This is a genomic window from Flavobacterium branchiophilum NBRC 15030 = ATCC 35035 (assembly GCF_002217205.1).
In the GTDB taxonomy this organism is placed as follows: Bacteria; Bacteroidota; Bacteroidia; order Flavobacteriales; family Flavobacteriaceae; genus Flavobacterium; species Flavobacterium branchiophilum.
On sequence record NZ_MUGT01000034.1, the window covers coordinates 1 to 12,748 of the forward strand.

Here is a 12,748-nt window from a genome sequence, read left to right on the forward strand (position 1 = left end):
TACGGAACTGTTTTTTTGACTCATTTTGACAAAAAAACCATTAGATAAGTTTATTTGGTATAATGTATAACCTAAAAATTTTATACAAGTACATAATAAACAGCACTATCTTAAAACAATATAAGTAAAAAAAATATATCTTTAACCTCAATTAAAAAAATCTAATGGGTTTCATATACTCATTTGTTTTATCATACTTAAATTCCTATCTTTGCTTCATGCTATTTTCAGAAATATTAGGTCAAAACCACATCAAAAAACACCTTATCCATAGTGCAACTACTGGAAGGATACCCCATGCCCAATTATTTGTTGGCCCCGAAGGTTCAGGTACTTTGCCAATGGCAATTGCTTATGCTCAATACATTTTGTGTCAAAACGTGTCCGACGAAAATTCAGGTGGCAACGCATCTTGCAACATCAAATTCAATAGTATTTCGCATCCCGATTTGCATTTTATATACCCAACTGTAAGTACCGATACTGTAAAAACCAAACCAAAAAGCCTCGATTTTATAGCCGATTGGCGAAAATTTGTGCTTTCAAATCCTTATGGAAGCCTTTTCGATTGGTATCGTGCTTTAGACGTTCAAAACAAACAAGGATTGATTCGAGTTGAAGATGCTCAAGAAATGATCAAATCATTGTCGTTAAAGGCTTATGAAGGTGGTTATAAAGTAATGATCATTTGGATGGCAGATAAACTAAATGTTGAGGCTTCAAACAAAATTTTGAAACTACTAGAGGAACCCCAAGACAATACTTTGTTTATATTAATATCTGAAAATGAAGAAGATATTATACAAACCATTCGATCAAGATGCCAAGTATTGCATTTTAATGCCTTGAATCAAAAAGACATAGCCGAAAAATTACAATCTATAAACAATATTGACGACCTTACGGCTCAAAAAATAGCACATCAGGCACACGGTAATTTTAATAAAGCATTACAATTACTAGAACACAATGAAGACGACTTTCCTTTTGAACAATGGTTTGTTACATGGGTAAGAGCCGCTTTTAAAGCAAAAGGCAACGCTGCAGCTATCCAAGATTTGATTTCGTGGAGCGAAACTATTGCGGCTTTAGGAAGAGAAACTCAAAAAAAATTTTTAGATTTTTGCATCGAAATGTTCAGACAAGCCTTATTACTCCATTATGAAGCCCCTACCCTAGTCTATTTAGAACCAAAAGTAGATACTTTCAAAATGGAAAAATTTGCCCCTTTTGTAAACGGCAACAACATTCATGGCATTTATAAAGAGCTTGAAACGGCCATATTCCATATTGAACGCAACGGAAATTCCAAAATAATTTTAACCGATTTGTCTATCAAACTCACTCGTTTAATTCATAAAAAATAAATCATCATGAACAACGCAGCTTCTATTTTAATTCTGATTTTTTTAGGTATTACGTTTATACAATCCAGTTCAGACAAAGTAATAGACTGGAAAGGTAATCTGGAATTTATGAAAGCCCATTTTGCAGAAACCAGCCTCAAAAAATTAGTAGCTATTGCCCTTTTTCACTTACTAATCATGGAGTTACTATCTGGAATATTGTGTATCGTTGGGTGTATCCAACTGATAATCAACGGAGGTAGAATATTTGGCTTATATGGTGCAATCATTTCGTGTATAACGCTCATCATGTTGCTTACAGGACAACGCATTGCCAAAGATTATGACGGAGCCAGAACTATTGTCATCTATTTTATACCCTCGATTATGGCCGTATATTGGCTTGGATAATTTCAAAAAAAAAGACTTGCTCATGGAACAAGTCTTTTTTTTTTATTATAAGGTTACAATTCCTTGATTTTGATATTTTTAAACCATACATTATTGCCATGGTCTTGCAAACAAAGTTTTCCTTTTTTATAAGTACCAAATCCAGGAAATTCATGAAACTTAGAATTGGCAATCATTTGTTTCCAATGGTCATCCCACATAGTAGTTGACAAAACAACCGTATGATTTAGTTTGAATGTTAAAACCCCGTTTTTTGAAATAATTTCGGCATGATTCCATTGTTCTGCTGGCTTTACAGTTTCTATTCCTGTAATTAAATCATACAAATCACCCGCACGGTGTTTGATAATTTTAGAATCGGGATGTCCATTATTGTCCAAAACTTGCATTTCGGGCCCCGTCATCCACGGATATTTGTATTGTTTTGGATCTTCGTGCACATAAAAAATAATGCCACTATTACCATCTTTGGCAATTTTCCAATCCAATTTTAAATGAAAATTAGCAAATTCTTTTTTAGAAACAATGTCGCCTCCATTTTTGGTTTGCCAATCTTTCAAGTCAGACACTTCTAAATGTATGGCATGGTCATTAACAGTCCAAGCCTTTCCAATAGAATCTGTTCCATATTTGTGCCAACCATTTAAAGTTTTGCCGTCAAAAAGCAATTTCCAACCAGCGGCTTTTTCAGCTTTAGTCAATACATTGTCTGCGGCTTTTATAGGATTTGTATTAGTATCCACTTGTTTCCAGGCCAATAAGCCAAGTGCCAAAACGGCAACTATTGCAATTTTTTTCATCTCAAAAAAATTATTTGTTAGACAATATGTATTTTACCATTTCACTGGCATCTTCCTGACTCAAACTTGGGTGTGCAGTCATAGGAATTTCACCCCATTTGCCTTTGCTACCGTCAATGATACTTTTGCTCAAAGTAGCAACATCTGCAGTTGTGTATTTTGCGGCAATTTCTTTAAAAGAGGGCCCCGTAAGTTTTTCGTCCACTTTATGACAACCCGAACAATCGTTTTGAGCAATCAAATCGGCTCCTTTTTGAAATTCTGGTGCCGTAGCTGCACCCGTGCTTGGTGTTTGTTCTGCTGCCTGATGTTCTATCACTTCAGCGTCTTTGGGTTGTGCTTCTTTCTTTTTGTCGCAGCATACTACAAGGGCGACAAAACTCCATAATAAAAGTGTTTTTTTCATTTTTCAATAAAATTTAGTTGTTTTAGTTTGATTAATAAAAATGTAGCATTGGATACTGTTAAAATTGTGGTTAGCAAAAACATCTAAAAATGATTTACAACACCACAATTGGTCCAAAAGGTGTGCCTATTTTGCAAATAAAATGAATCTGAACACCAAAATAAACTATATACTCCTTGCTATATTTTATGCAATTAAAAACAAAAGTATGTTTTTTTTAACTAATTAAAATAAAATACCCTTAAAAATATTGGAAATTATATTTTTTTAACAAAATCAAAAGCAACTGTTTGTTTTAAAAATTATTATATCTTATAATTAAAATGTTTAATTTATTTTTAAATAATTCATTTATAATAAAATACCTCATTTCTATTAAACAAAAGCATAAAGGATTTTTTAACCCCATGTAGCATTTTCAAAAATTAAATTAAAAGCGATTTGAGCCAGAAAAAAATAATATTACAGAGGTCTCATTTTTCAAAGTTGGGAGTGTTTTAATTTTTTTTTGATAAAAAAGCACATAAATTTTCTATATTTCAAAAAGAAACGTATTTTTACCAGTCATTTATAATAATTTTTAAAATTTGAAGTTAAAGATTAAAACGTTTTACATTGAAAAATAAAATTACTTTCCCCATATTTGCACTGTTTGTGTTTGTCTTTTTGTGGGCTTGTTCTACAAGAAAAGACACCTTTGCTACCCGAAATTTTCAGGCTTTAAACACCAAATACAATGTATTGTTTAACGGCAATGAGGCCTTGGACAAAGGCGTTTTAGAAATGAATTTAAAATACAGAGATCATTTTTGGGACATTTTGCCCGTAGAGCGTCAGGAATATGTTGCTCCAGATGTGGCATTAGATTTGAATACGACAGATGACAAAAAGCCAACAAACCCCATGTTTGAATTGGCAGAAGAAAAAGCAACAAAAGCCATTCAAAAAAGATCTATTTATATAGAGGGAACCGAACGCAATTATCAAATAGACGAAGCTTACATGCTATTGGGCAAAGCAAGATATTATGACCAACGCTATGTGCCAGCACTCGAAGCTTTTAACTACATCATTTACAAATCGCCAAAAAGCAATACAATAAACGAAGTAAAAGTATGGCGAGAAAAAACCAACATCCGATTGGATAATGACGAGCAAGCCGTTGAAAATTTAATCAAATTACTCAAAGAATTGCATTTGGAACCACAAGTTTTAGCCGATGCCAATGCTATTTTGGCTCAGGCATACATCAAATTAGCACAACACACAAAAGCCATTCAAAAACTCAAAATAGCAACATCTTACACCAAAAATAAAGAAGAAAAAGCACGTTATCATTTTATTTTAGGTCAATTGTATGACAAAGTAAACTATAAGGACAGTGCTTTTGCTGCATTTCAAACGGTCATCAATATGAATAGACAAGCACCTCGAGCGTATAGTGTGCATGCTAAACTCCAACAACTCAAAAATACCAGTTTCAAAAATTCGGATACGGTAGCTTTCTTCAAAAATTACAACAAATTATTAGAAGACCGAGAAAACAGACCCTTTTTGGACGCCCTTAACCACCAATTGGGCTTGATGTATGAACAAGACAAAAACACCAAACAAGCCATCAAATATTACAATCTTTCTTTAAAACACGGGGGCGAAGACCTTTCGTTAGTGGCTACCAATTATCAAAAATTAGCTGATATTCATTTTTATAATGCCCAATATGTTTTGGCAGGTAAATATTTTGATAGTACTTTAACTTATTTGAATAAAAAAACAAGATTGTTTAGAAACATCAAAAAGAAACGAGAAAACCTAGACGATGTAATTAAGTATGAAGAAATTGCACAAAAAAACGATAGTATTTTGCACATTTTAGCAATGAATGATACCGACAGAAAGCAATATTTTGAAAACAAAATAAAAGGGCTCAAACAAGCCGATGCACTAAAAAAAGCTAAGGAAAACCAATTGAAAAACGGTGATTTGGATATGGGCAAAAAAGCATTAAGTAATTTGCAAAGTGTGCCAAGTGATTTTTATTTTTACAATACATCAACATTGGCATTAGGCAAAATCGAATTTCAAAAAAACTGGGGCAACAGAACTTTGAAAGACAATTGGAGGTTGATAAATACCAACTCCGATACAGACAATAGCCCAGATGGTAATTCGAAAGATACAAGTAATGACAACGTTTTAACAAATCCGAATGACAATCCAAAATATAATGCAAGCACATATATCAACCAATTGCCTACCAAAACAGAAGAGATTCAAAAACTAGTAAAAGATAGAAATTTTGCTTATTTTCAGTTAGGTATCATCTATAAAGAGAAATTTGCAGAATATCCATTGGCACAAACCAAACTCGAAACCTTATTAGATTACAAACCCGAAGAGAGATTATTATTGCCAACGCTTTATAATTTGTATAAAATTTACGAAATTACAGATAAAAATAAGGCATTAACCTTAAAAAATTCCATTTTATCGCAATATCCAGATTCGAGATATGCACAAATATTATTACAAACTCCAGGCTCGCAAAACCAATTAGCAACTGGAGCGACAATGTATATGAAATGGTACCAACTTTACAGCGAAGGCGATTACAGAGCAGTATTGGACCAAACAAAAAATGCAGTAACCCAATGGGACGGAGATGAACTATTGCCAAAAATTGAACTTTTAAGGGCCAATACCATTGGCAAAATAGAAGGTGTTCTGGCACTACGAAAAGCCTTGAATTATGTAGCGCTTACCTATCCAAACACCACCGAAGGCAAAAGTGCCGAAACATTTGTAAACCAAAATGTTCCAAAATTAGAAGCCCTACAAATAAACGGCGAAACCCCTTCGAGTTGGAAAGTTTTGTATCGAATTGGTGCCATAGAGGATAAAAATAGTCAAGCATTATTAGCCAAAATTAAAAAATTTAGCGACGATAGAGGGACTAAAAAAATATATTCTGTTGATGTATATACCCTCAACGAAAACTTTGTAGTTTTGCATGGATTTAAAAGTGAGGAAATTGCACATGGCATTGGAGTAGTTTTAAAAGAAATAAAGGCATATAGCGTAACTGAAAAGCCGATTGTAATTTCAAACACCAATTATAAAGTAGTACAAATAAAGAAAAATATAGACGACTATTTGCTAGATCCTAAAAAAGTAGCAAAACCAGTGCAGCAGGAAATAATTAATAACAATCCAAAACAACCAGTTGACAACGAAGTAAAACGAAAAGATTTTCAAAAACCTCAAAACACCATTCAGGCCGAGAGTTTGAATAACCAAACATTACAAGAAGACACAGGGCCAACACTGGCACCACCAAGTGCCACCACAAAAACTAAAAACTAAAGACTGAAAATTATAAACTAAAAACCAAAAAAAATGTTTGACAAAAAACCAAAAGTTGTAACCGATGTATTGGGTAAAACCAACAGAATTGTAGAAGGCACCGTTATTCGTGGCGATATTGATTCGTTAGCCGATTTTAGATTAGATGGCGAACTTATAGGCAATTTTAAATCAAAAGGAAAAATTGTCATTGGCCCATTGGGTAAAATTCACGGCGATATTTTTTGCGAAAATGCAGATATTGAAGGCGAATTTAAAGGCAAAATACAAGTAAACGAATTGCTAAACCTAAAAGCCACCTCCAAAATAGATGGCGAAGTGGTATGTGGCAAATTATCGGTAGAGCCAGGAGCTTTATTTACAGGAACTTGTGTCATGAAAGACCAATTAAAACATCAAACAACACCCCTTGCTACCTCAAAAGAATCCTAATACTCGAAAGTGGTTGGCCTTAATCAACATGCCTATTCAAATGGGAGTAACCATCTATGGCTTTTCTTGGGTAGGCACTTGGCTAGACACTACATACAAACTCAACAACACAATAGGAGTCAAAGTAATGGTTCTTATTGGTGTTGCTATTGCTTTTTATAATCTAAACAGACAACTCAAAAAAATAAACGAAACTCCAGAGGGATGAAGACATTATCAAAATTAAGAGCCGTATGGGAAACCTTAATTTTAGGCATCATAACCTATATAATTCATAAAATTATAGTAGCAATACAATGGCCAGAAACTACCTTCCTATTTAGTTTAGAAACTATTTATATGTATTTCATAGCAATTGCAGCAACAATTGCATTGATATTGAGTATCCTTAACGAAAAAAACAATTACATAGTAGGTTACACCTTTTTAGCACTAACAACTATTCAAATGGCCAGTTCCTATTATTTTATATATGAATTTGATCAGGTTGCAAAAAGTGATTTAAAAATAGAGAAAATTAACTTTTTTATAATATTTGTTCTTTTTTTAGCAATAGAAACAAGCACAACCGCTAGAATGTTAAATAAAAATCAATAAATTACAAGATTATAGCAAAATAATTCAAAAAAAAAGTGGGTTTCATTTTTAAATAATTAAAAAAAATGTACCTTTGCACCAAATTTAGAAAACCAATTAAAAATTGATACAATAGATATGGTGATTTCAAACAAACCACTTAGATTCCTATTTACAGCTCTAGTTGTATGTCTTCCATTTGTAAGTAATGCAAATGAAACTCCAGAGGCACCGCAAGCCCACAACACAACCGTTGCAACAACAGAAAATGCACATGGCGAGGGTAAAGAACAAGACTTAAAATCTGAAATAAAAGAATTTATTGACCATCACTTATTAGATGCTCACGATTTTACATTTTCTGCAAACAAAGAAACTGGTGAACATTATGGATTTTCATTACCAATTATATTAGTAGATGGTGGTATTCAAATATTTTCTTCATCAAAATTTCATCATGGCGAAAAAGTAGCAGAACATAATGGCAATTATTATGTATTACACCACGAAAAAATATACAAAACAGATGCTTCAGGAAAACTAAATGAAGATGAAAAAACCCACCATCCTACCAACATTAAACCTTTAGATTTATCGATAACAAAAAGTGTGCTAGGTATTATTTTAGTTTCATTATTAATGTTTTTCTTATTCAAAGGATTGGCTAAATCTTATACCAAAAATGCTGGGATAGCATCAGGTGCAGGTAGATTTATGGAACCATTAGTGTTATATGTAAGAGATGAAATTGCAATACCAAATATTGGTGAAAAACATTACAAAAAATACATGAGTTATTTGCTAACAATCTTTTTCTTTATCTTTTTCTTAAACTTGTTAGGTCTAACTCCGCTTGGATTTAATATCACAGGAAATATAGCAATAACCGCTTCTTTAGCATTGTTAACTTATATCATAACAACATTTTCTGCTAATAAAAATTATTGGGGGCACATATTTTGGATGCCTGGAGTACCTACACCAATGAAATTTATATTAGCACCAATTGAATTATTAGGAACAATTATCAAACCCTTTTCATTAATGATACGTTTGTATGCTAATATTTTGGCGGGACACGTAGTATTGATGAGTATCATTGGATTAATGTTTGTTTTCAAAAGTTGGATAGGAAGTCCATTAACTTTTGGATTGGCATTTGCACTTTCAATATTAGAAATATTAGTTGCTTTTTTACAAGCTTATATATTTACCATGCTTTCAGCATTGTATTTTGGTGCAGGAAACGAGGAACATCATCATGAAGATGCACATCACTAGAATTATTAGAGTTAGTTTAAAATAATTTATTATAAAACTAACAAAAAATGGAATGTTTAATTTTAATAAATATATATTATGGAAATCCCTAGAATTATTGGAGCTGGTTTAATCGTAATCGGAGCAGCATTAGGAATTGGAAGAATTGGTGGATCAGCAATGGATGCTATCGCACGTCAGCCAGAAGCTTCTGGAAAAATCCAAACTGCTATGCTTATTGCAGCTGCACTTATTGAAGGTATTGGTTTTGCTGCTTTGTTTGCATCATAATCAAAACAAATGATAAACAATAGTTGCAACGGTTGGTTGTAACTATTGTTTTATTAAACATTAAAAAAATATTATAAAATTTTTTATTTAAAATAAAATGGATAAGTTAATAAATGATTTTTCGTTTGGTTTGTTTATTTGGCAAATTGTATTATTTGTAGGATTGATATTTTTGTTGAAAAAATTTGCATGGAAACCTATTCTTGATGCTGTAAATGAAAGAGAAGAAGGTATAAAGAATGCCCTTTTATCTGCTGAAAATGCAAAAAAGGAGATGCAAAATTTGCAAGCCGATAACCAACGTATTTTGCAAGAAGCTCGTTTGGAGAGAGATACTTTACTCAAAGAAGCTCGTGAAATGAAAGACAAAATGATTGCCGATGCAAAAAACGAAGCTCAAGTCCAAGGATCTAAAATGATTGAGCAAGCAAAAGCAGCTATTGTTAGTGAAAAAAATGCTGCTATGGCCGATTTGAAAGCACAAGTTTCAAATTTGTCTATCGAAATTGCAGAGAAATTATTAAAAAGTGAATTGACTGACAAAGCCTCTCAAACTGCATTAGTAGAGAAAATGTTGGGCGATGTAAAAATGAACTAATATTATGGCAAGTACAAGAGCAGCAATACGTTATGCCAAAGCCATATTGGATGTAGCATCAGAAAAGGGCGTAGCCCAAATGGTAAATACAGACATGAATCTTATCGCTTCGACCATCAAAGGTCATGTTGATTTGGATACTTTTATCCAAAACCCAACTACCAAAGTTGAGGCTAAAGAAAATGTTTTATTAGAAGTTTTTGCTCAAACAAATGGAGTTACAAAAAGTTTGTTTCATTTGTTGTTTGAAAACAAAAGGTTTGAAATATTAGAAGCTATTGCAATAGAATATAGCAAATTATTTGACGAACAAAATGGTGTAGAAGTAGCTTATGTAACTACCGCTTTTCCAATGGATGCGGCTTTAGAAGCGCAAGTTTTATCAAAAATCGCTACTTTTTCAAATAAAAAAATCAATATAAAAACTACTGTAGATACATCAATCATTGGTGGATTTATATTAAGAATAGGCGACAATCAATACAACGCATCGGTTGCCAACAGATTACAAGTATTAAAAAGAGAATTAAGTAACTAGTTATTTATAAATAATTATGGCGGAAATTAACCCAGCTGAAATTTCAGCAATATTAAAAAAGCAATTATCAGGTTTTGAAACTGGTGCTACGCTAGAAGAAGTTGGAACAGTACTTCAAGTTGGAGATGGTATTGCCCGTGTTTACGGCTTATCAAATGTTCAATACGGTGAGTTAGTAGTTTTTGAAAACGGTTTGGAAGGAATCGTTTTAAACTTAGAAGAAGATAACGTTGGTGTGGTATTATTAGGCCCTTCAACAGGTATCAAAGAAGGTTCAACTGCAAAAAGAACGCAACGCATTGCCTCTTTGAAAACTGGAGAACAAATGGTTGGTCGTGTAGTAAACACTTTAGGGCAACCTATTGACGGAAAAGGTCCTATTGGCGGAGAACTTTTTGAAATGCCTTTAGAAAGAAAAGCACCTGGTGTAATCTTCCGTCAGCCAGTAACCGAACCATTACAAACAGGTGTAAAAGCAGTAGATGCGATGATTCCTGTGGGTCGTGGACAGCGTGAGTTGGTAATTGGCGACCGTCAAACTGGTAAATCAACTGTATGTATTGATACCATTTTAAATCAAAAAGAATTTTACGATGCAGGAAAACCTGTATTTTGTATTTATGTTGCTATTGGACAAAAAGCTTCAACTGTAGCAGGAATTGCAAAAATGTTAGAAGAAAAAGGAGCCATGGCCTATACAGTAATTGTAGCAGCTAACGCATCAGACCCTGCTCCAATGCAAGTATATGCACCGTTTGCAGGTGCTGCAATTGGTGAATATTTCAGAGATTCTGGTCGTCCAGCTTTGATAGTTTATGATGACTTGTCTAAACAAGCGGTGGCTTACCGTGAGGTGTCTCTTTTATTGAGAAGACCACCAGGACGTGAGGCTTATCCTGGAGACGTTTTTTACTTACACTCTCGTTTATTGGAGCGTGCATGTAAAGTAATTAACAACGATGAAATTGCAAAAAACATGAACGATTTGCCAGATTCTTTAAAAGGAATTGTAAAAGGTGGTGGTTCTTTGACAGCTTTGCCAATCATCGAAACTCAAGCAGGTGACGTTTCTGCATATATCCCAACCAACGTAATTTCGATTACAGATGGTCAGATTTTCTTGGATGGAGATTTGTTTAACTCGGGAGTTCGTCCTGCAATCAACGTAGGTATTTCTGTATCTCGTGTGGGAGGAAATGCACAAATCAAGTCCATGAAAAAAGTATCTGGTACTTTAAAATTAGATCAAGCACAATTCCGTGAATTGGAAGCGTTTGCTAAATTTGGATCTGATTTGGATGCGGTTACTTTGAACGTAATTGAAAAAGGAAAACGAAACGTTGAAATTTTGAAACAAGGTTTGAATGATCCTTATACTGTTGAAAATCAAGTAGCTATAATTTATGCGGGTTCAAAAAACTTGTTGAGAAATGTACCTGTAAATAAAGTTAAAGAATTTGAAAAAGATTTCTTGGAATACTTAAACAATAAGCACAGAGACACACTTGATGCGTTGAAAGCTGGTAAATTGGACGACAACATTACAGATGTTATCGAAAAAGTAGCAAAAGAAATTTCAGCAAAATATAATTAATAGTATTAAGTATGAAGTATTATGACTCAAGACTTTGATGTAACAAGGAATAAAGGTCTTACTACTTCATACTAAAATCTTAATACAATATCATGGCAAATTTAAAAGAAATCCGTAACAGAATTACGTCCGTTTCATCAACGATGCAAATTACATCGGCAATGAAAATGGTGTCTGCTGCAAAGCTTAAAAAAGCTCAAGATGCTATTACTGCAATGCGTCCGTATGCTGAAAAATTGACAGAACTGCTACAAGGACTTTCTGCAACGCTAGAAGGCGAAGTGGGTGGTGCTTTTACAACACAACGCGAGTTAAAAAAAGTTTTGTTAGTGGTTATTACTTCTAACAGGGGTTTGTGTGGTGCATTTAATACAAATGTAATCAAAGAAGCCAAAAGCCGTGTTGATTTTTATGCAGGCAAACAAGTTGATGTTTTTGCAATAGGAAAAAAAGGTAATGATGTATTGAGTAAGTCTTTGAATGTTATTGAAAATCAAAGTAAATTATTTGATGATTTGACTTTTGAAAACGTAGCCGTAATTGCTCAAAATTTGACTGATAAATTTGTAGCTGGTGATTATGACAAGATTGAAATTATTTACAATCAATTTAAAAATGCCGCTACTCAAATAGTTCAAACAGAAGTGTTTTTGCCATTGGCACCCATAGCATCTGCTTCAACAGCGGCAAGTGATTATATTTTTGAACCTTCAAAAGAAGAAATTGTTTTAACCTTAATTCCAAAATCGTTAAAAACACAATTGTATAAAGGGGTTCGAGATTCATTTGCGTCTGAACATGGTGCTCGAATGACTGCTATGCACAAAGCTACTGACAATGCAACTGAATTGAGAGATCAGCTGAAATTGACTTATAATAAAGCCCGTCAGGCGGCTATTACCAACGAAATTCTTGAAATTGTTGGTGGTGCCGAAGCCCTAAAAGGCTAATTAACTTAAAACAAAATATAAAACAAACTTCAAACCAACTCTTATCGAGTTGGTTTTTTGTGGTATCTACTCAAAACTAGCTGTATCTAGCTAATACTTCCTTTGCTTTACGACTACTTTCACCTTTTGTAATTGGTAAAATACTAATACCAAATACACATAAAAAATAGTCCAATCTATTGG

14 protein-coding genes are annotated in these 12,748 nt (G+C 33.4%); 12 read left to right on the forward strand and 2 right to left on the reverse strand.

Annotated features, from left to right (window positions below; genetic code table 11):
* Positions 1-218 precede the first annotated feature (218 nt).
* Together B0A58_RS04530 and B0A58_RS04535 are read left to right on the forward strand one after the other, a co-directional pair.
* A complete protein-coding gene (locus B0A58_RS04530) occupies positions 219-1,367 on the forward strand; it encodes a DNA polymerase III subunit (RefSeq protein WP_089080051.1) in 1,149 nt (382 codons plus the stop codon).
* Between the two features lie 6 nt (positions 1,368-1,373).
* Entirely contained in the window at positions 1,374-1,757 is a 384-nt protein-coding gene (locus B0A58_RS04535) for a hypothetical protein (RefSeq protein ID WP_014082785.1), read from the forward strand.
* A 53-nt stretch (positions 1,758-1,810) separates the two neighbouring features.
* Here B0A58_RS04535 and B0A58_RS04540 read toward each other — a convergent pair whose 3' ends face one another.
* A complete protein-coding gene (locus B0A58_RS04540; protein ID WP_089080052.1) occupies positions 1,811-2,557 on the reverse strand; it encodes a 3-keto-disaccharide hydrolase in 747 nt (248 codons plus the stop codon).
* A 10-nt stretch (positions 2,558-2,567) separates the two neighbouring features.
* A complete protein-coding gene (locus tag B0A58_RS04545) occupies positions 2,568-2,963 on the reverse strand; it encodes a c-type cytochrome (RefSeq protein ID WP_089080053.1) in 396 nt (131 codons plus the stop codon).
* Positions 2,964-3,578: 615 nt separating this feature from the next.
* On the opposite strand from B0A58_RS04545, the gene porW reads away from it, so the two are divergent.
* The 10 genes from porW (at position 3,579) to atpG (ending at position 12,565) form a co-directional block, all read left to right on the forward strand.
* A complete protein-coding gene (gene porW / locus B0A58_RS04550; protein WP_133063069.1) occupies positions 3,579-6,326 on the forward strand; it encodes a type IX secretion system periplasmic lipoprotein PorW/SprE in 2,748 nt (915 codons plus the stop codon).
* Between the two features lie 33 nt (positions 6,327-6,359).
* Positions 6,360-6,758: a bactofilin family protein gene (locus B0A58_RS04555; RefSeq protein ID WP_089080055.1), complete on the forward strand. Its 399-nt coding sequence runs from the start codon at positions 6,360-6,362 to the stop codon at positions 6,756-6,758.
* On the forward strand, positions 6,736-6,966 hold the full coding sequence (locus tag B0A58_RS04560; protein WP_089080056.1) for an AtpZ/AtpI family protein: 231 nt from the start codon (positions 6,736-6,738) through the stop codon (positions 6,964-6,966). Before B0A58_RS04555 ends, B0A58_RS04560 begins: the two co-directional genes overlap by 23 nt.
* Positions 6,963-7,355, forward strand: coding sequence for a hypothetical protein (locus B0A58_RS04565; RefSeq protein WP_089080057.1), 393 nt, complete (start codon positions 6,963-6,965; stop codon positions 7,353-7,355). The genes B0A58_RS04560 and B0A58_RS04565 overlap by 4 nt, the downstream gene beginning before the upstream one ends.
* 117 nt (positions 7,356-7,472) lie before the next feature.
* Positions 7,473-8,615: a F0F1 ATP synthase subunit A gene (gene atpB, locus B0A58_RS04570; protein WP_089080058.1), complete on the forward strand. Its 1,143-nt coding sequence runs from the start codon at positions 7,473-7,475 to the stop codon at positions 8,613-8,615.
* 78 nt (positions 8,616-8,693) lie between these two features.
* A complete protein-coding gene (gene atpE, locus B0A58_RS04575; RefSeq protein WP_165766291.1) occupies positions 8,694-8,885 on the forward strand; it encodes an ATP synthase F0 subunit C in 192 nt (63 codons plus the stop codon).
* A gap of 97 nt (positions 8,886-8,982) precedes the next feature.
* Positions 8,983-9,483: a F0F1 ATP synthase subunit B gene (locus B0A58_RS04580; RefSeq protein ID WP_089080060.1), complete on the forward strand. Its 501-nt coding sequence runs from the start codon at positions 8,983-8,985 to the stop codon at positions 9,481-9,483.
* Positions 9,484-9,487: 4 nt separating this feature from the next.
* Complete coding sequence (atpH, locus tag B0A58_RS04585) at positions 9,488-10,021, forward strand: ATP synthase F1 subunit delta (RefSeq protein ID WP_014082775.1); 534 nt, start codon at positions 9,488-9,490, stop codon at positions 10,019-10,021.
* 16 nt (positions 10,022-10,037) lie between these two features.
* A complete protein-coding gene (gene atpA / locus B0A58_RS04590) occupies positions 10,038-11,615 on the forward strand; it encodes a F0F1 ATP synthase subunit alpha (protein ID WP_014082774.1) in 1,578 nt (525 codons plus the stop codon).
* 92 nt (positions 11,616-11,707) lie between these two features.
* The gene (gene atpG / locus B0A58_RS04595) at positions 11,708-12,565 is read left to right on the forward strand and encodes an ATP synthase F1 subunit gamma (protein WP_014082773.1); all 858 of its coding nucleotides are present in this window, start codon (positions 11,708-11,710) and stop codon (positions 12,563-12,565) included.
* Positions 12,566-12,748: the final 183 nt, after the last annotated feature.

Coding starts and splice junctions, on each gene's coding strand:
- B0A58_RS04580 (WP_089080060.1), top strand. CDS start 8,983: ATGGATAAGTTAATAAATGATTTTTCGTTTGGTTTGTTTATTTGGCAA.
- B0A58_RS04540 (WP_089080052.1), bottom strand. CDS start 2,557: ATGAAAAAAATTGCAATAGTTGCCGTTTTGGCACTTGGCTTATTGGCC.
- B0A58_RS04535 (WP_014082785.1), top strand. CDS start 1,374: ATGAACAACGCAGCTTCTATTTTAATTCTGATTTTTTTAGGTATTACG.
- B0A58_RS04530 (WP_089080051.1), top strand. CDS start 219: ATGCTATTTTCAGAAATATTAGGTCAAAACCACATCAAAAAACACCTT.
- atpA (WP_014082774.1), top strand. CDS start 10,038: ATGGCGGAAATTAACCCAGCTGAAATTTCAGCAATATTAAAAAAGCAA.
- atpE (WP_165766291.1), top strand. CDS start 8,694: ATGGAAATCCCTAGAATTATTGGAGCTGGTTTAATCGTAATCGGAGCA.
- atpH (WP_014082775.1), top strand. CDS start 9,488: ATGGCAAGTACAAGAGCAGCAATACGTTATGCCAAAGCCATATTGGAT.
- B0A58_RS04565 (WP_089080057.1), top strand. CDS start 6,963: ATGAAGACATTATCAAAATTAAGAGCCGTATGGGAAACCTTAATTTTA.
- B0A58_RS04555 (WP_089080055.1), top strand. CDS start 6,360: ATGTTTGACAAAAAACCAAAAGTTGTAACCGATGTATTGGGTAAAACC.
- B0A58_RS04545 (WP_089080053.1), bottom strand. CDS start 2,963: ATGAAAAAAACACTTTTATTATGGAGTTTTGTCGCCCTTGTAGTATGC.
- atpG (WP_014082773.1), top strand. CDS start 11,708: ATGGCAAATTTAAAAGAAATCCGTAACAGAATTACGTCCGTTTCATCA.
- atpB (WP_089080058.1), top strand. CDS start 7,473: ATGGTGATTTCAAACAAACCACTTAGATTCCTATTTACAGCTCTAGTT.